Source organism: Actinoallomurus purpureus, from assembly GCF_024055795.1.
Classification (GTDB): Bacteria; Actinomycetota; Actinomycetes; order Streptosporangiales; family Streptosporangiaceae; genus Actinoallomurus; species Actinoallomurus purpureus.
In genome coordinates this window covers 138,973-157,560 of record NZ_JAMXMY010000026.1, presented here as the reverse complement: position 1 = coordinate 157,560, position 18,588 = coordinate 138,973, and the positions used below count along the sequence as shown (strand labels likewise).

Sequence of the window (18,588 nt, the reverse complement as noted above, 5' to 3'; positions counted from 1 at the left end):
CCCCCCCCGGCGGGACCTCCCGGCGTTCGGGCGGTCGCCGCGCGCCGCAGGCTCAGCGGTGCTGCAGCGCGTCGAGCGCGACCGCCTGGGCGATGACCAGGCGGCGGTCCAGCCGCGGGTCCTTGATGTCGACGACGTACCGGTCCCGGAGCCCGAACTTCTTGTCCACGGAGAACGTCTCCTGCTCGTTCGCGGCGAAGTCGAAGTGGTACGGCCAGGCGAACGGCAGACTCTCGACGTAGGGGATGAAGTCCCAGACCCGGCGCAGGATGGCGACGGCCTTGTTGCGCTCGGAGCCGGTCGTGACGCCGAGGCCCGGCTGCTCCAGGTGCCAGGTGGAGGCGAGCAGCGAGGCCTTGAAGTCCTTGCGGAAGGTGCCGATCGGCTGCTCGGACGGATCGGTCACGTCGTACGTCGCGCCCAGGTCGAGCCGCTGGCGCGCCTTGAAACCGAAGAGCGGCTGCTCCTTGCGGTCGTCGGCGTAGAAGGTCACCTGCTCCTTGAACGCCATGCGCTTCTGCTGGGCGAAGGCGACGAGCTCGCCCTCGGAGCCGTCCGGGTTCTCGGTGTGCACCTCGTACTGGTTGACCATGAGCCGCACCCGCTGGCGGATGAGCAGCCGCCGTTGGGCCTGGAAGGTGGAGAAGTCCATGCGATGCCCCGCTCTGTCCACATATGAAGGAGCAGCAAAGGTACAGAAACGGTAAAGCTTCCCGCATGGAGCCCTGGCGATCGTGGTTGAACCGTCACATGACCGCGCCGAGCTGCCAGGGCACGAACTCCTCGTCGCCGAAGCCGAGCTCCTCGCTGCGTGTCCGGCGGCCGGACGCGGTGGCCAGCACCAGGTCGAAGATCCGGCGGCCCATCTCGGCGACGTCGCACTCGCCGTCGGCGACCACGCCGCAGTTGATGTCCATGTCGTCGGTCATCCGCTCGTACAACGGCGTGTTGGTGGCGAGCTTGAGGCTGGGCGTCGGCTTGCAGCCGAAGACCGATCCGCGGCCGGTCGTGAAGCACAGCACGTGCGCGCCCCCGGCGACCATCCCGGTCGCGTTGACGGGGTCGTAGCCCGGCGTGTCCATGAACACCAGGCCCTTGGCGGTGACGGGCTCGGCGTACTCGACCACGTCGGCGAGGTTCGACTGGCCGCCCTTCGCGGCGGCGCCCAGCGACTTCTCCAGGATGGTCGTCAGGCCGCCCGCCTTGTTGCCGGGGGAGGGATTGTTGTCCATCGAGCCGCCGTGCTTGGCGGTGTACTCCTCCCACCAGCGGATCCGGCGGACGAGCTTCTCGCCGACCTCAAGGCTGACCGCCCGCCGGACCAGCAGGTGCTCGGCCCCGTAGATCTCGGGGGTCTCCCCGAACACCGCCGTGCCCCCGTGCCGGATCAGCAGGTCCGCGGCCGCGCCGAGGGCCGGGTTGGCGGTGATGCCGGAGTAGCCGTCCGACCCGCCGCACTCCATCGCCAGGACGAGCTCGGAGGCGGGCACGGGCTGCCGCCGTACGGCGTTCGCGGCGGGCAGCATGTCCATGATCCGGGCGACCCCTTCGGCGATCGTCGCCCGGGTGCCGCCGAACTCCTGGATCGTCATCGGTACCACGGGCGTGTCCCTGCCGATCTCCCATTCCTCGACGAGGGACCGGACCTCGTTGACCTCGCAGCCGAGGCCGAGCACCAGGAAGCCGGCGAAGTTCGGGTGACGCGCGTACCCGGTGAGGGTGCGCCGCAGCACGGCGAACTCCTCACTGCCCTCACCGGCCATGCCGCACCCGAGGGTGTGCGTGAGGGCCACCACGCCGTCCACCGCCGGGTAGGCGTCCAGCGGGCCGGGCAGGTCCTCCTGACGCCGGAACCGTTCGGCGATGCGCCGGGCGGTGGTCGCGGAGCAGTTCACGGTGGTGAGGATGCCGATGTAGTTGCGGGTGGCCACCCGGCCGTCGGGCCGGACGATCCCGTCGAAGGTCGCCCGTTCGGCCGCGGGTACCGGGTCGTCCGGGCGGACGTCGACGCCGAACTCGTATTCGCGGTCGAACATGTGGAAGCCGAGATTGTGGGTGTGCACGTGCTCGCCGGCGGCCACCGGGCGCGTCGTGAAGCCGATGACCTGGCCGTACTTGCGCACCGGGGCGTCGACCGGCAGGTCGCGCAGGGCGACCTTGTGCCCGCGCGGCACGTCATTCCGGGCGACGAGCCCCTCGCGAGCCGGTGCTCCGGCCGCGAGATCCTCGGTGGCCAGGGCCACGTCATCGTCCGGGTGCAGAATCAGCAGGGCGGTCATCCGTCACTCCCGTAACATCCGGAATGTTGAACACTGCCCCGATATCTTCCCTTGAGTCGGCGCCTCACCGCGAGTCACCCAGTGCGGAAGCCTCTGCCCGCAGCGCCGCGTGGCGGCGGACACGTTGATCATCGTGGTCCTTCGTCCCCGGAGGTACGAAGGCCCACGATGATCACTCCAGGTGGGGGCTCAGCCGCCGCGCACCCGGACGGCGCGGCGCAGGTCGTCGAGTTCGTCGCCGAGCGCGCGGCGCAGCGCGGTCGTCAGGTCCTCGCGCGCCAGGCACTTCTCGGCGGTCCGTACGGTGGCCGGCGTCGCGGCGTGGGCGGGGAACAGATCCCGGCCGAGCGCCTTGGCCACCGCCGGACCGCGCGGGCCAGCCGCCGGGACCTCCCCGAAGTAGCGATCGATGAATCCGGCAGTGAGCTCCGCCCGGGCCGGCTGCCAGAAGCCCTGGGCGGTCGCGGTCAGCAGATGGTTCGACAGGGCACCGTCGGTGAACAGCCGCTGCCACGCCTCTTCCTTGGCCGTCGGGTCGGGCAGGGCGGCACGGCACCGGGCGGCACCCTCCTGGCCCGTCGCGCTGGGGTCGCGCTCGACCTCGGCCGCGATCTCGCGTTCGCCGGCCGCTCCGTGGGCGGACAGCTGCGACAGCGTCTTCCAGCGAAGATCGGGGTCGAGGTCCGGGCCGCCCGGAACCCGCTGCGCACGCAGCCATTCCTGGAGCTCGGCCAGCGACTCGGCGGTCTCGGCGCAGCGGATCAGCGCCCGTACGGCGGCGAGGCGCAGCTCCGGCGCGGATCCGTCCGAGGTGCGCGAGAGGATCTCCCGGCAGACCCGGGCGAGCGCGGCGACGGCCGCCGGACGCCCCGCCGGCGTCGTGAAGCGGTCGGCCACCTGCCGGCCGAAGGCGAGCATGGCCTCCACGACGCTGACGTCCGGCTCGGCCGGCAGATGCGCGTCGGCCAGGGCCAGGAATCCGGTGGTCGGCAGCTCGCCGTCCCGGACCATGTCGCGCACGGCGTTCCAGAGGAGCGCGCGGGTGAGCCCGTCCTCGATCGTGGACAGCGCTTCGGCGACGGCCTGACGAGACCGCTCGTCCAGCCGGATCTTGGCGTAGCTGAGGTCACCTTCGTTGAGCACCACCAGGTCGGGGCGGCGCATCCCGGTCAGGCGCTCGGGCCGCACACGGGCGGTGCCGTCCGGGTCCGCGACGGCCGGCAGGTCGATCGGGAGGCGCTCGCGGAGCACCAGGCGGCGGCCCGCGCCCGCGTCGTCGGCCAGGTCGTAGGCGGCGGCCCTGATCCGGTGCGGGCGCAGGGCCGGCGGTTCGCCCGGCGTGCCGGTGTGCACGACGGTCGCGGAGGTGAGCGTGCCGTCGTCATCGGGGAGTTCCAGGCGAAGCGTGTCGACCCCGCTCGTGCGCAGCCAGCGCTCGGCCCAGCCGTGCACGTCCTGGCCGCTCGTGGCGGTGAGGGCGTCCAGCAGGTCGGTCATCGTGGCGTTGCCGAACCGATGCCGGGCGAAATAGGCGTTGATCCCGGCGAAGAAGGCCTCGTCACCGAGCCAGGCGACCAGTTGCCGCAGTACGGACGCCCCCTTGGCGTAGGAGATGCCGTCGAAGCTCATCTGCGCGATGGCGGTGTCGTCGATGCCCTCCGCCGCGACGGGGTGGGTCGAGCAGCGCTGGTCCGCGTCGTACCCCCACGGCTTGCGCGCGACGGCGAAGCCGGTCCAGGCGGTGGTGAACCGGGTCGTCTCGGTGACGACCCGGTAGCCCATGTACTCGGCGAACGACTCGTTGAGCCACAGGTCGTCCCACCAGCGCATGGTGACGAGGTCGCCGAACCACATGTGCGCCATCTCGTGCGCGATGACGATGGCGCGGGTCTCACGCTCGGCGTCGGTGACGGCGGAGCGGAAGATGAACTCGTCGCGGAAGGTGACACAGCCGGGGTTCTCCATCGCGCCGAAGTTCAGCTCGGGCACGAAGGCCTGGTCGTACTTGGCGAACGGGTACCGCTCCTCGAACAGCGCGTGGTATCGGTCGAGGGCGCGCCGGGTGATGTCGAAGATCTCCTCGGCGTCCAGGTGCGGGGCGAGTGAGCGCCGGCAGTGGACGCCGAGCGGAATCCCGTCGTGCTCCGCGTGGACCGAGTGGAGGGGGCCGCCGACGACCGCGGCGAGGTACGTGCTGATCGGCACGGTGGGGGCGAAGCGCCAGCGGCCGTCGCTCCCCTTCACCCCGGGGGCGTTGCTCAGCACCGTCCAGTGCGGCGGGGCGGTGACGGAGAACTCGATCGGTGCCTTGAGGTCCGGCTGGTCGAAGCAGGCGAACACCCGCGGGGCCTCGTCCGCGCCGCACTGCGTCGCGACGTAGGCCTCGCCGTCGGCCGGGTCGGTGAACCGGTGCATGCCCTCGCCGGTCCGGGAGTACGGCATGTCGGCCTCGACGCGCAGCTCGTTGTCGGCCGCCAGGCCCGGCAGCGGCAGGCGGCCGTCCCGCAGGGAGACCGGGTCCAGTTCCCGCCCGTTGAGCACCGCACGGCGCAGCCGCGAGGGTCGGATATCGATGAACGTCTCGCTCCCGGTCTCGGCGCCGAATCGGAGGACGGCGTCGGAGGAGAACACCTGGTCACCGCGCGTCAGGTCGAGGTGGACAGCGTAGGAACGTACGTCCAGCAGACGGGCGCGAGCCTGCGCCTCCACTCGGGTAAGAGCCGGCATGCGGCAATACTGCCGTATCGCGGCGTGATGCAGGTCGGCACTGTGCCCGAACGCGCCTCGGATTCCGTTCTCGCCCCTTACGGCGGCGAGGCCATGATCCCCGCCAGCAGAGCGGCGCGTTCGGCGAGGCCCGCCACCTTGATCGCCTCATCGGGGGCGTGCGCGCCCCGGCCCCGGGGACCGAAGCCGTCCAGGGTCGGCAGCCCGCGCGACCCCGGCATGTTCGTGTCCCCGGCCCCGGCCGCGGGTCGCCCGATGATCCGCTGTCCCAGGAGCCCACCGACATGGGCGACGTGGTCGAGCAGCGGATCGGGGGAACGCTCCGGCCAGGTCGGCCGCGCGGACAGCACGGTCGCCTCGAAGGCGGCGCCCGTTCGTACGGGCCGCAGGGCCGCCAGCGCGTCCAGCACCGTGCGCTCGGCCGTCGCGGAGGCGAAACGCAGGCCGATCTCGGCCGAGGCCTCGCCGGCGATGACGTTGGCGCGCCGGCCGCCCTCGATCCGGCCGACGTTGAACAACGTCGTGCCGTCGTCCGGCACCACGCCGCGCACCGCCTCGATCTGGTCGAGGAGCTCGTCGATGGCGGAGACGCCTCTGCCGGGGTCGAGGGCGGCGTGCGCCTCGCGACCGCGGACGCCGAGCCGGACGCGGACGCTGCCCCGGCGCGCGTTCTTCAGCGCGCCGTCCGGGTGCGGCGACTCCAGGCCGAGCACGGCCACGGCGCCGTCGAGGTGGCCTTCGACGACGGCGCGGCCGGTCGGGCTGCCCACCTCCTCGTCGGCGACGACGACCAGGCGCACCTGCCGGGCCGGAGCCGTCCCGGCGTCGCGCAGCGCGCGCAGCGCCATCTCGACGGCGACCAGGCCGCCCTTCATGTCGTACGTCCCAGGCCCGGTGATCGTCGTGCCGTCGTCGGTGTAGGGCATGGTGGCGAGCCGCCCGACCGGCCAGACGGTGTCGTAGTGGCCGACGAGGAGCAGGTGCGGGCCGTCCTCCGGGCCGAACCGCGTCACCAGATGCTCGCCGTCGCGGGCCACGGTGCCGCCGGCCTCCCGGTGGCCGGCCTCGATCAGCGCGGCGCAGCGGGCCAGGGCGGCGGAGTCCCCGGACGGCGACTCGGCGAGCGCGTAGTCCCGCAGCCGCTCGCGGCCGAAGGCCAGCAGCCGGGCGGTCGCGTCGGTCAGGACGGTGGCCAGCTCGGGGGTCATGTCCCCTCCCGATCGGGGCACGCCGATAATGGAAGAATCCGCAGGAAGAAGCGCGGTTCAATCGATCGTACCGTGAGCAGAAATTGCCGCCCCTCTCGCCGCAGTTGACCGTGCGGCCGCTCACCACCTCCGCCGAGATGCGGGCCGGGGTGGAGGTGTACCGCGCCGCGTTCGCACTGGCCGCCACCGATCCGGCGGTCAGTCCCCGGCTGCTCGCCGCGCTGCAGCGCAACGCCGGCTCGGTTCTCGGCGCCTTCGCCGGAGAGGACCTGGTGGGGTTCACCTACGGCTTCCTCGGCTCGGAGGCGGGCACGGTCTACCACTACTCGCAGGTGGCGGCGGTCCGGCCGGACTGGCAGGGGCGCGGCGTGGGCCGGGCGCTCAAGCTCAGCCAGCGCGACTACGTCCTGTCCACCGGTGTGACCCGGATGCGCTGGGCGTTCGACCCGGTCCGTACCCGAAACGCCCACTTCAACCTCGACGTCCTGGGTGCCACCGGCCGCTGGTTCGAACGCGACTTCTACGGCGTCGAGGACATCGGCCGCGACCCGGGCATGCGCACCGACCGGTTGATCGTCGAATGGGACCTGCTCCGGCCGGTCGGATCACCGGCCCCGCCTCCCGCGTACACCGGCTGGGGAACGACGCGTCCAGAGGACGGCGACGTCCTGCTGGGCGCGCCCCGTGACTGGGACGGCCTCGTCGCCCGCGATCGCCGGGCGGCGTCCCGGCTGCGCGACGACCTCGCGGCCGAGATGAGACGGCTGATCGACAGGGGATACGTTGCGATCTCCTGCCTGACGTGCACGGACGACACGGCGGTCTACCGGTTCCGGTACGAACGCCGGGCACGGCAAGGCCGGGAGACGGAGGAGCGACGGCCGCACGGCCGGGACGCGGAGGAGCGCGCCTCGTGACCGCACCGCCGACCGGCCCCTACGAGGAGGAGGAAGACACGTGCCGCGAGTGTCCAAGATCGAGTCGTTCCGGGTGAGCCTGCCGCTGGTGCGCGCCTTCGAGACGAGTTCGCACCGCAAGGCGTACCTGGAGCACATCCTCATCCGGATCGAGGACGGCGACGGGGCGGTCGGGTGGGGGGAGATCGCCTCGCCCAGCGATCCGTACTACTCCCCGGAGACCGTGGACGACTGCCTCCTCATGGTGGAGCGGTACCTCGCGCCCGCCCTCGCCGACGCGGACTGGGAGCATCCGGCCGAGGTCGGCGCGCTGTGGGCGCGGATCCGTGGCCACAACTTCGCCAAGGCGGGTGTGGAGATGGCCTGCTGGGACCTGTGGTGCCGGTCGGCCGGAACGCCGCTGGCGCGGGCGCTCGGCGGGACGCGCACGGCGATCGCCGCGGGCGTCAGCCTCGGCATCGAGCCGACCGTGGCCGATCTGCTCGCCCAGGTCGACCGGTACGCCGCCGAGGGGTACCGCAGGATCAAGCTGAAGATCGCACCGGGGTGGGACGTCGAACCCGTCCGCGCCGTCCGTACGGCCCGCCCGGAACTGCCCCTGCACGTCGACGCCAACGGCGCGTACACCGAGGATCAGAGCGCGGTGTTCGCCGAGCTCGACGATTTCGGCCTGACGATGATCGAACAGCCGTACGCCCCCGGCGCCCTCGCGGCGCACGCCCGCCTGCAGGCGCGGATCGTCACCCCGCTCTGCCTCGACGAGTCGGTCGAGGACCTGGACCAGCTCGACACGGCGATCACGCTCGGCGCCGGCCGCATCCTCAACATCAAGGTCTCGCGGATGGGCGGGCTGGCGCCGGCCCGTGCCGCGCACGACCGTGCCGTCGCGGCCGACTGGCGGGTCTGGTGCGGGGGGATGCACGAGTTCGGCGTCGGGCGCGCGGCCAACGTCGCGATCGCGGCGCTGCCCGGGTTCACCCTGCCCAGTGACGTGTCCGGCTCGGACAAGTACTACGAACGGGACGTCGTCGAGCCGCCGATCCGGGCGGTCGACGGGCTGGTCCCGGTGCCGTCCGGCCCTGGCCTCGGCCACGAGGTCGACGAGGATCTGGTGCGCGGTCTCGCCTCCGCCGTCATGGCACGGTGAAGAATTGTTAAATTCTCTCTCCACGGGGGATCGACCCGTCGGATCACGTACGGGAGGCACTTGTGGACTTCGACGACGATGCCGGGCTCGACGCGTCCCAGGTCGAGGACGCCCGCGGAACGCCCTTCGGGGGAATGGCGATCGGCGGCGGCGCGATCGGCCTGATCGCCCTGGTCGCCGCCGTGCTCTTCGGCGTCAACCCGGGGAACCTCCTCGGCGGGGGAGGCGGCGGGAGCGGCAGCGCACCCCCGGCGGGCAACCTGTCGTCGAAGTGCCGTACGGGCGCGGACGCCGACCAGGCCGACGACTGCCGGATCGTCGGGGTCGTGAACAGCGTCCAGGCGTACTGGAAGAAGGAGTTCACCGACCGGGGCAAGACCTACACCGTGGCGCGCACCCGGCTGTTCAGCGGCTCGACGTCCACGGCGTGCGGCACCGCCAGTTCGGCGGTCGGCCCGTTCTACTGCCCCGGAGACAAGCGGGTCTACCTCGACCTGGGCTTCTTCCAGGAGCTGCACGACAAGTTCGGCGCCAAGGGCGGCCCCTTCGCGCAGGCGTACGTCGTCGCGCACGAGTACGGGCACCACGTGCAGGACCTGCTCGGCACCATGGACCGGGTCGGCGACGACCGGCAGGGCGCGTCCAGCGCCTCGGTGCGGCTGGAGCTGCAGGCGGACTGCTACGCCGGCGTGTGGGCCAGGCATGCAGTGCAGACCGGCTTCTTCGACAAGCCGTTCACCGACGGTGACATCGCCGAGGCCCTCGACGCCGCCGGTGCGGTCGGCGACGACCGCATCCAGCAGCGGGCCCGGGGACGCGTCGACCCGGAGAGCTTCACCCACGGCACGGCCGGGCAGCGCCGGCACTGGTTCTCCACCGGCTACGACACGGGCGAGCCGCCGCGCTGCGCCACTTTCTCGGGCCGCATCTGAGATCTGGCGCGGCAGGCGAAAACCGCGGCCGGATGATAGAGAGAAGACGAAGACTCTTCCGAGAGGAACCACGTCCGTGCCGCAGGCATCGCCCGGAGACGACCACGCGCGTCTGTCACTACCGCAGCTGCGGCTGGACGATCTGCTCGGTGAACTGCAGTCCCGGCTGGACGCCGTCCTGGCCACGCGGGACCGCGTGCACGCGCTGCTCGAGGCGGTCGTGTCGATCGGCAGCGACCTGGAGCTGGAGACCGTGCTCCGCCGCATCGTCGAGGCCGCGACCACGCTGGTGGAGGCCCGGTACGGCGCGCTGGGGGTCATCGGCGACGGCGGGCGGCTGGTGCAGTTCATCACGGTCGGGGCCGACGAGGAGACGATCGCCGAGATCGGGCACTGGCCCCACGGCGAGGGCGTCCTCGGCCTGCTGATCAAGGAGCCGCATTCGCTGCGGCTGCCGGACCTGGCCGCGCACCCGGAGTCGTACGGCTTCCCGGAGGGCCATCCGCCGATGCGCCGCTTCCTGGGTGTGCCGGTCCGGGTGCGGGACGCGGTGTTCGGCAATCTCTACCTCACCGAGAAGGCCGGCGGCGGGGAGTTCGACGAGGACGACGAGAGCGTGGTGGCCGCGCTCGCCACCGCGGCCGGCGTGGCGATCGAGAACGCCCGGCTCTACCAGGAGGCCCGGCGACGGGAGCGCTGGCTGCAGGCGTCGGCGGAGGTGTCGACGACGTTGCTTTCCGGTACGGAGTCCTGCGACGTGATCGAGCTCGTCGCCGAACGCGCCCGGGAGATCTGTGACGCGGACCTGGCCGCGGTCGCGCTCGTGGACGGCGGTGAGTTGGTCGTCGAGACGGTCGCCGGTGAGCACGCCGAGGAACTGCACGGGTTGCGGATCCCCATCGGCGAGTCGCCGGCCGGACGGGTGTTCCGTGACGGCGAGCCACTGGCGCTCACCGACGCGGGGCCGGTGGCGAGTCGCCTCGGCATGCCCGAGGTCGTGGCGATCGGCCCGGCGCTGATCGTGCCCCTGGGGCTGGGAAGCGGGGCGCGCGGCGTCCTGTTCGTGGTGAACGCCCCCGGCAGGCCCGTCTTCGGGGAACCGGTGCGCCGGCTGCTGGAGCCGTTCGCGGCGCAGGCGGCGGTCGGGCTGGAGCTGGCCGGGCGCCGCCGCGACGCGGAGCGCCTCGTCGTCCTGGAGGACCGCGACCGGATCGCCAAGGACCTGCACGACACGGTCATCCAGCGGTTGTTCGCCACGGCCATGACGCTCATGAGCGCGATCAAGATCACCGAGAAGCGGGACGTCGCGGTGCGCGTGCAGCGGGCGGTCGACGATCTGGACGACACGATCCGGCGGATCCGCTCGACGATCTTCGCGTTGCAGGGCACGATGGAGCCGACGCTCCGGGCGCGCGTTCACGGCATCATCGACAGCGCGGCCGAGACCCTGGGCTTCGCCCCGGCCGTCCGCCTGGACGGCCTGCTGGACATCCTCGTCGACGAGCCGACCGGAGACCACGTCATCGCGGTCCTCCAGGAGGCCCTGTCCAACGCCGCGCGGCACTCCGGTGCCCGGCACGTCAGCGTCTCCCTCGTGCTCGGGGACGAACTCGTGCTGCGGGTCGAGGACGACGGCGTCGGAATCCACGAGGACGGCCGCCGCAGCGGGCTGCGGAACATGGCCGAACGCGCCCGCGACCTCGGCGGCACCTTCGAGGTCCGCGCCCGCGCGGGCGGCGGCACCGTCCTGGACTGGCGGGTTCCCCCGACGGTGCTCGGTGAGCCCTCCGCCGGAGGCGCCGGACCGGTGTAAAGATCTGCGGGCGGGGCAGCCCCCGGTTCATGGTCGAGGTCGACGCGGTCGTGGTCGGCGCCGGTCCGAACGGACTGACGGCGGCGGTCACGCTCGCCCGTGCCGGGCTGACGGTGCGGGTGTACGAGGCGGCCGCGGAGGTGGGCGGCGGGACGCGCACCGAGGAGCTGACCCTGCCGGGCTTCCGGCACGACGTGTGCTCCGCCGTGCACCCGCTCGGCGCCGGATCGCCCGCGTTCCGCGCGCTGTCGCTGGAGCGGCACGGTGTGACCTGGGTCGAGCCGGCGATCCCCCTCGCCCATCCCTTCCCCGACGGGTCGGCCGCGATCCTGGCCCGGTCCGTCGCGGAGACCGCGGCGGTACTCGGGCACGACGGCGCGACGTACCGCCGCCTGATCGGACCGTTCCTGGGCCGCTGGAACGATCTCGCGCCCGACGTGCTGCGCGCCCAGTTGGCCGGCCTGCCGAAGGACCCGCTGCTGCTCGCCCGTTTCGGCGTGCGGGCCGCCGCGCCGGCCGCGCTGCTGGCCCGGCTGTTCCGCGGCGAGCACGCGCGCGGCCTGCTCGCCGGGCTGGCGGCGCACGCCATGGCGCCGCTCGGCTCGCCCGCGACCGGGGGAGTGGCGTTGCTGTTCGCCCTCGCGGCCCATGAGGTGGGCTGGCCCTTCCCCGCCGGGGGCTCGCAGGCGCTCGCCGACGCCCTGGCGGAGCACCTGCGCTCGCTCGGCGGCCGGATCGAGACCGGGCGCCCTGTCCGCGACCTGGGCGAACTGCCGTCCGCGCGGGCGTACCTGCTCGACGTCATGCCGGAGCACCTGGCCGCACTGGCGGGTCCCCGGCTGCCGGACCGGTTCGCCGAGCGGCTGCGCCGCTACCGGCACGGCCCCGCCGCCTTCAAGATCGACTATGCGCTGTCCGGTCCGGTGCCGTGGACGGCCGAGCCCTGCACCCGGGCCGGCACCGTCCACCTCGGCCCGTCGTTCACGGAGATCGGCACGGCGCTGCGCGCGGCGTACGACGGCGCGGCACCGGAGACGCCGTTCCTGATCGTGGCCCAGCCGACCCTGTTCGACCCGTCCCGGGCACCGGCCGGATCCCACGTCCTGTGGGTGTACGGGCACGTGCCCCTGGGCTGGACGGGCGACCTCACCGGGGCGATCGAGCGCCAGATCGAGCGGTTCGCTCCGGGCTTCGGTGATCTCGTCCTCGCTCGCGCCGTGGCCGGACCCGCCACGGTCGAGGCGCGCAACCCCGACAACGTCGGAGGCGACATCGCCGGCGGGGCCTGTGACCACCTGCGGTTGCTGTTCCGGCCGACCCTGGCGCGGGTCCCGTACGCCACGCCGGACCCGGGCATCTACCTCTGCTCGTCCGCGACCCCGCCGGGTCCGGGCGTGCACGGCATGTGCGGCCACCACGCGGCCCTCGTCGCCCTGCGCCGCGTCTTCCGGCTCTCCGGGGAGGAGGTGCGGCGGCGGTGCGGTGGCTCACGGACCCCGGATACGGGCCGGGCGAGCTGATCTTCCAGCGCGGGATCGCCGCGATCTACCTCGTCGGCTTCCTCGTCGCGGCGAATCAGTTCCGCGCGCTGCTCGGAGAGAAGGGCCTCACGCCGATACCCGCGTACCTGCGCAGGGCGTCGTTCCGGCAGGCGCCGAGCCTGTTCCACGTCCACTACTCGGACCGGTTCTTCGCGGCCGTCGCCTGGACCGGCGCCGGCCTGTCCGCCGCCGTGCTGGCGGGGCTCGCCGACCTGGTGCCCCTGTGGGCGGCGATGCTCCTGTGGGCGGTGCTGTGGGCGCTGTACCTGTCCATCGTCAACGTCGGGCAGATCTGGTACGGCTTCGGCTGGGAGTCGCTGCTGTGCGAGGCGGGCTTCCTCACGATCTTCCTCGGCAACGCGCGCACCGCTCCGCCCGTCCTGATCCTGTGGCTGCTGCGCTGGCTGCTGTTCCGCCTGGAGTTCGGCGCGGGTCTGATCAAGCTGCGCGGCGACCGGTGCTGGCGCGACCTGACGTGCCTGTACTACCACCACGAGACCCAGCCGATGCCGAACCCGCTCAGCTGGTACTTCCACCGGCTGCCCAAGCCGCTGCACCGCGTCGAGGTGGCGGCCAACCACGTCACCCAGCTGATCGTCCCGTTCGGGCTGTTCGCACCGCAGCCGTACGCCACCGTGGCGGCCGCCATCGTCATCGTCACCCAGTTCTGGCTGATCCTGTCGGGGAACTTCGCCTGGCTGAACTGGCTCACCGCCGTCCTGGCGACCTCCGTCGTGGACTGGGGCGCGATCGCCCGGACGCTGGGACTGCCGGCGTTCCCCCGCCCCACCGCCGAGCCGGTCTGGCATCAGGCACTGGTCGTCGCGGTCACGGCGCTGGTCGTCGTGCTCAGCTACTGGCCGGCCCGGAACCTGGTCTCCCGGCGGCAGCGGATGAACGCCAGCTTCAACCCGCTGCACCTGGTCAGCTCGTACGGCGCCTTCGGGAGCATCACCAAGACCCGGTACGAGGTGGTGATCGAGGGCGCCGACGATCCCGAGCCGGGGCCGGACGGCGAGTGGCGGGAGTACGAGTTCAAAGGCAAGCCGGGAGACCCCCGGCGCAGACCGCGCCAGTACGCGCCCTACCACCTGCGGCTCGACTGGCTGATGTGGTTCGCCGCGCTGTCCTCCCTGTACGCCGAGCCGTGGATCGTCCCCCTGGCCGAGAGGCTCCTCGAGAACGACCGGGCGACGCTCCGGCTGCTGCGGCACAACCCCTTCCCGGACGTCCCGCCCGCCGTCGTCCGCGCCCGCCTCTACCGCTACCGGTTCACCACCCGGCGCGAACGCCGCGAGAGCGGCGCGTGGTGGGACCGCCGGCTCGTCCGGGAGTACCTGCCGCCGATCAGTCTGCGCCCCACCGCCGGCGCCACCCGCTGAGCCGTCCGGGGGCCGGCCCGCCAGAGCGCGCTCCCAGTCGATCGCCTCCGCCCATTAGGCGAAGCCGTGCGGCTTCGTTCGCTCGGCGGGGTTGTCGGTGCCGCACGGCAGGATGTGGGCATGACCGAGGCTCTGGGACTTTCCACCGTGCTGGGTGATGAGGCGGCCTACCGGCAGGCGGTCGCCGAGGCGGTCGCCGCCGCGGCGGCCTACTACGGCGATGGTTCGACCGCGCTGGACGATGAGGCCTACGACCGGCTGGTCCGGCGTGTCGCGGCGTACGAAGAGGCGCACCCGGGCCAGGTGGCGCCGGACTCACCGACCGGGAAGGTCGCCGGCGGTGCGGTCACCGGCGATGTGCCGCACACGGTCCCGATGCTGAGCCTGGACAACGTCTTCTCCCCTGAGGAGCTCACCGCGTGGGCCGCCGGGTTGGAGCGGCGGCTCGGCCGGCCGGTGCGGGCCTGGAGCGTGGAGCCGAAGCTCGACGGCCTGGCGGTCGCCGCCCGTTACCGGGAGGGGCGGCTGGTCCAGCTGATCACCCGCGGTGACGGCGCCGCGGGTGAGGACGTCTCGCACGCGATCGGCACGATCGTCGGCCTGCCGGACCGGCTGGCCGAGCCGGTGAGCGTGGAGGTGCGCGGTGAGGTGATGATGACGGCCGCCCAGTTCGAGGCCGCGAACCTCGTTCGTGTGGAGCATGAGGGAACACCCTTCTCCAACCCGCGCAGCGGCGCGGCCGGCACACTACGGGCCAAGGACCGGCCGTACACCGTCGAGCTGACCTTCTTCGGTTACGGCGCGCTCGGCCCGCAGCGCGACGGCGAGCTCGCCCGGCGCCTGGAGGAGTCCGCGCACAGCGAGGTGATGGAGTTCGTCGCCGGGCTGGGCGTGCAGACCACCACCGCGACCGGCGCCGGCATGACCACCGCCACCACTCTGGAGGACGTGCAGCGGCGCGTGGAGGAGATCGCCGGCCTGCGGACCGGGCTGGGCCTGGGCATCGACGGGATCGTCGTCAAGGCCGACGCTGCCGCCGACCAGGTCGAGGCCGGGTTCAGCTCGCGTGCGCCCCGCTGGGCGATCGCCTACAAACTCCCGGCCGTCGAGAAGATCACCCGGCTGGTCGAGGTCGAGTGGAACGTCGGACGCACCGGTGTCATCGCGCCGCGGGCGGTCCTGGAACCCGTCCAGATCGACGGCACCACCGTCACGTACGCGACGCTGCACAACGCCGCGGACATCGCCCGCCGGGGCCTGCTGCTCGGCGACCACGTGACGGTGTACAAGGCCGGTGACGTGATCCCGCGTGTCGAGGCCCCCGTCGTGCACCTGCGCACCGGCGCGGAGACCCCCATCGCGATCCCGGATGCCTGTCCGCGTTGTGGCGGTGACGTCGACACCTCCCAGCAGCGGTGGCGGTGCCGCCAGGGGCGGCTGTGCCACGCCCTCGCGTCGATCTCCTACGCGGTCTCCCGCGACGCTCTGGACATCGAGTCTCTGGGCCGCACCCGCATCGAGGCGATGCTTCAGGCCGGGCTCATCGCCGACTTCGCCGACCTGTTCACCCTCGACCACGAAGCCGTCCTGGGCCTGGAGCGGATGGGCCACACCAGCACGACGAACCTGCTGGCGGCGATCGAGGCCGCCAAGACCAAGCCGTTGAACAAGGTGTTCTGCGCGCTCGGCGTCCAGGGCACCGGGCGCAGCATGTCCCGCCGGATCGCCCGGCACTTCGCCACGATGGACGCGATCCGCGCCGCCGACATCGATGAACTGCAGCAGGTCGAGGGCATCGGGCCCGAGCGCGCCGCCCTCATCGCCGCCGAACTGCACGTTCTGGCCCCCGTCATCGACAAACTCGCTGCCGCCGGGGTATCCATGACCGAGCCCGGCGCCACCACCGGCGGCACGCCCGGCACGGGCACGGATGGACCGGCGCCCTCGGCCGACGCGGACCTGCCGCTGGCCGGCATGACCGTGGTCGTCACCGGCTCGATGACCGGCCCGCTGGCCGCACTGTCCCGCAACGAGACGAACGAGCTGATCGAACGCGCCGGCGGCAAGACGTCCTCCAGCGTCTCCGCCAGGACGTCCCTCCTGGTCGCCGGTGACAAGGCCGGCTCGAAGAAGGACAAGGCCACCGCGCTCGGCGTCACGATCACCACACCGGAGGACTTCGCCGAGACGGTCAAGGCGTTCTTGTGAGGCATTCCACGTCGGACCCGGGGCCCGCGCCGAGCGCGCCGGTCATTCCGGTGGCACGAGCATGCGGCGCCAAGACACGCGCTGCGGCCCGCGCGGGCGGCGACCACGCCGGCGGAAACGTCGCTGCCTGGGCGGTCGGCGGTGCACTGGTGGCGGCGGCTGGTGCGGGCGGAGTGATCATCGCCCGGAGGGTGCGGTCCCGCCGCGAGAGCCACACCTGACGTGATTCACCCTGGCCGCCGAGCGGGGCAGCGCCCGCGCGCTCGAACTGACCGGGTCAGAAGGTGACGCCTCTTCCGCGTACGGTGGCCACGACCCGAACGGAAACGACGAGAGAGAAGTTCACGAGCAGGCTGTGAGGTTCGTTGCTTCCCTGCTCGGCGACCAGGAGCCGGGCCACTGTTCCGTTCTGCATCCACGACGCCAGTTGGTCCTCATCGGGCGGCTCGCCGTGGAGCAGCAACGTCCAGTCCGCGGTCTGCCCCAGCACACGCAGATGAAGCTCGGTCGTGGGCTTGGAATCAGCCATACTTTCACCCTCCGTCACGCCGCGCCTGTTTTTTCGTGATCGCGGCGACGACCTCGGCCACATGACGTTCGCAGACCGGATCGCGGGAGTGACGCCCACTGAACCAGTAGGTCTCCACGACGAACTCCGCCGGATCGCCGCACAGGCACTCGCCGGGGGCCTCGGGGTCCACGGGCTGGACGTCCGGACGATGAGTCGTCCGCCGAGGGTGGAGCGCTGCCGGAGCGAGCGCGTCCGCGTAAGCGGTCGGTCCCGAGCGGCCGGGTCCGACGAGAGATCCGCGGCGGGCGGCCCGGCCTCCCGTTTCGTCGGCGACTCGAGGAGGGTACGTTTCGAACGACGGGTAATCTGGCACTTGGCTTGCGTTCGCGTCGTTGTCCGGTTGTTCTGGGGGCATGTTCGCCGGACCTGTCCTGGCCACGAGAGGGGCCGATGTAGTGAGCGGCCGGGGGAACACCGACTCGGCCATCGGAGTTCGAGGAATCCTCGGTCATCTCGACCATATCCCAGGCGGCATCACCCCAGGTAGACGTCAAGGGAACCCTCATTCGGGGCGAGCCGTTGAGACGATGGTGGCAGCCCACGTCAGAGCGATGCGACCCTGGCGCCCGCGGCTGCCCGATTGTTCGTTCTCCTGGAGGCGATCCCGCCTTCGGCGGCGGATGGTCGCAGCGGTGCGCACGCCCTGTCGTCCCGCACCTGCCCGCCGAAGGAGAAGCGATGACGTCCAATGTCTTGGGATCGGCCGATGGCGAGGAGACCACCGCTCGCGGCAGCGCGTACGCGATCCTCGCCCGACAGGTTCGACAGGCCGGGATGCTGAAGCGGCGGCCCGCCTACTACACGCTGAAGATCGCGGTGAACGCGGCACTGCTGGTGCTCGGTGGCGCCGCCTTCGTCCTGCTGGGGCGTTCGTGGTATCAGCTGTTCGTCGCCGCGTTCTTCGGGATCGTCTTCACCCAGGTCGCGTTCATCGGGCATGACGCGGGTCACCGGCAGATCGCCGGCTCCCGCCGGATGAACGACGTGCTCGGCCTGGTGCACGGCAATCTGCTCATCGGGCTCAGCTACGGCTGGTGGGTCGCCAAGCACAACCGCCACCACGCCAACCCCAACCACGAAGGCCGGGATCCCGACATCTCGAGTGGCGCCATCGCGTTCACCACTGAGCACGCCCTCGCCCGGCGTGGAAGGCCGGCCAGGACGCTGGCCCGGTTCCAGGCGTACCTGTTCTTCCCGATGCTCCTGATCGAGGCGATGCACCTGCACGTGGCGAGCGTACGGTCGCTGCTGGGCCGCGGTACGCGCAGACCGAGGTCGAAGCCGGTCGAGGCGCTGCTGCTCGGCATCCATCTCGCCGGGTACCTCGCGGCCCTCCTGGCCGTCCTGTCGCCTGTGCAGGCGGCGGTCTTCGTCGTCGTTCACCAATGCGTGTTCGGCCTGTATCTGGGCTGCGCGTTCGCGCCCAACCACAAGGGCATGCTGGTGCTCTCCGAGGGCGACGAACTCGACTTCCTGCGGAGGCAGGTGCTGACCTCGCGTAACATCCGCGGCGGCCGGTTCACCGACTTCATCCTCGGCGGGCTGAACTACCAGATCGAACACCACCTGTTCCCCAGCATGCCCCGGCCCGGCCTGCGACGAGTCCAGGGCCTCGTACGGGCCCACTGCGGGCGCCAGGGTCTGACGTACCACGAGAGCAGCCTCGTGGGCTCATACGCCCAGGTTCTCCGCCACCTGAACGCCGTCGGCGCGCCGCTTCGCCCCCACGCCGAAGCCGGATAGCCGTACGACGGAGCACCGACGACGGGCCGATGTCCTCATCTCATCGCCGCCCGGGTGAGCGTCATCGCGTCGAGTGACCGCCCCGTGCGCGAGGTCGCCGTGAGGTATCAGGACGGAGGT

Annotated in this window: 14 protein-coding genes; 8 read left to right on the top strand and 6 right to left on the bottom strand. The window is 72.0% G+C overall.

All coding sequences use genetic code 11. The features are described from left to right. Positions 1 to 52 precede the first annotated feature (52 nt). The 4 genes from NE236_RS36530 to NE236_RS36515 all read right to left on the bottom strand — a co-directional run bounded on the left by NE236_RS36530 (position 53) and on the right by NE236_RS36515 (position 6,214). Positions 53 to 652, bottom strand: a complete 600-nt coding sequence (locus tag NE236_RS36530) for an LURP-one-related family protein (protein WP_252846825.1) — start codon at positions 650 to 652, stop codon at positions 53 to 55. Between the two features lie 94 nt (positions 653 to 746). Beyond that, positions 747 to 2,279 carry a UxaA family hydrolase gene (locus NE236_RS36525; protein WP_252846823.1) on the bottom strand — a complete coding sequence of 511 codons (1,533 nt, stop codon included), beginning with the start codon at positions 2,277 to 2,279 and terminating at the stop codon, positions 747 to 749. 189 nt (positions 2,280 to 2,468) lie between these two features. Further along, entirely contained in the window at positions 2,469 to 5,006 is a 2,538-nt protein-coding gene (gene pepN, locus NE236_RS36520; RefSeq protein ID WP_252846821.1) for an aminopeptidase N, read from the bottom strand. A 77-nt stretch (positions 5,007 to 5,083) separates the two neighbouring features. After that, positions 5,084 to 6,214 carry a M20/M25/M40 family metallo-hydrolase gene (locus NE236_RS36515; RefSeq protein WP_252846819.1) on the bottom strand — a complete coding sequence of 377 codons (1,131 nt, stop codon included), beginning with the start codon at positions 6,212 to 6,214 and terminating at the stop codon, positions 5,084 to 5,086. Positions 6,215 to 6,297: 83 nt separating this feature from the next. Between NE236_RS36515 and NE236_RS36510 the strand changes: the two genes are divergently transcribed. The 7 genes from NE236_RS36510 to ligA all read left to right on the top strand — a co-directional run bounded on the left by NE236_RS36510 (position 6,298) and on the right by ligA (position 16,154). Next, a complete protein-coding gene (locus NE236_RS36510; protein WP_252846816.1) occupies positions 6,298 to 7,131 on the top strand; it encodes a GNAT family N-acetyltransferase in 834 nt (277 codons plus the stop codon). 40 nt (positions 7,132 to 7,171) lie between these two features. Further along, entirely contained in the window at positions 7,172 to 8,278 is a 1,107-nt protein-coding gene (gene menC / locus NE236_RS36505) for an o-succinylbenzoate synthase (protein ID WP_252846815.1), read from the top strand. 62 nt (positions 8,279 to 8,340) lie between these two features. Beyond that, complete coding sequence (ypfJ, locus tag NE236_RS36500; protein ID WP_252846814.1) at positions 8,341 to 9,210, top strand: KPN_02809 family neutral zinc metallopeptidase; 870 nt, start codon at positions 8,341 to 8,343, stop codon at positions 9,208 to 9,210. 76 nt (positions 9,211 to 9,286) lie between these two features. Then, positions 9,287 to 11,023 (top strand): sensor histidine kinase, encoded by a 1,737-nt coding sequence (locus tag NE236_RS36495; RefSeq protein WP_252846813.1) that lies wholly within the window; start codon positions 9,287 to 9,289, stop codon positions 11,021 to 11,023. Between the two features lie 29 nt (positions 11,024 to 11,052). Continuing rightward, complete coding sequence (locus tag NE236_RS36490) at positions 11,053 to 12,543, top strand: phytoene desaturase family protein (protein ID WP_252846812.1); 1,491 nt, start codon at positions 11,053 to 11,055, stop codon at positions 12,541 to 12,543. Continuing rightward, positions 12,501 to 13,946 (top strand): lipase maturation factor family protein, encoded by a 1,446-nt coding sequence (locus NE236_RS36485; protein ID WP_252846811.1) that lies wholly within the window; start codon positions 12,501 to 12,503, stop codon positions 13,944 to 13,946. Before NE236_RS36490 ends, NE236_RS36485 begins: the two co-directional genes overlap by 43 nt. A gap of 120 nt (positions 13,947 to 14,066) precedes the next feature. Further along, positions 14,067 to 16,154, top strand: a complete 2,088-nt coding sequence (ligA, locus tag NE236_RS36480; RefSeq protein WP_252846810.1) for an NAD-dependent DNA ligase LigA — start codon at positions 14,067 to 14,069, stop codon at positions 16,152 to 16,154. Between the two features lie 277 nt (positions 16,155 to 16,431). Here ligA and NE236_RS36475 read toward each other — a convergent pair whose 3' ends face one another. Beyond that, entirely contained in the window at positions 16,432 to 16,683 is a 252-nt protein-coding gene (locus NE236_RS36475; RefSeq protein ID WP_252846809.1) for a hypothetical protein, read from the bottom strand. Between the two features lie 4 nt (positions 16,684 to 16,687). Next, positions 16,688 to 16,855: a hypothetical protein gene (locus tag NE236_RS36470; protein ID WP_252846808.1), complete on the bottom strand. Its 168-nt coding sequence runs from the start codon at positions 16,853 to 16,855 to the stop codon at positions 16,688 to 16,690. 548 nt (positions 16,856 to 17,403) lie between these two features. Here NE236_RS36470 and NE236_RS36465 point away from each other — a divergent pair. Beyond that, entirely contained in the window at positions 17,404 to 18,468 is a 1,065-nt protein-coding gene (locus tag NE236_RS36465) for a fatty acid desaturase family protein (protein WP_252846807.1), read from the top strand. Positions 18,469 to 18,588 lie beyond the last annotated feature (120 nt).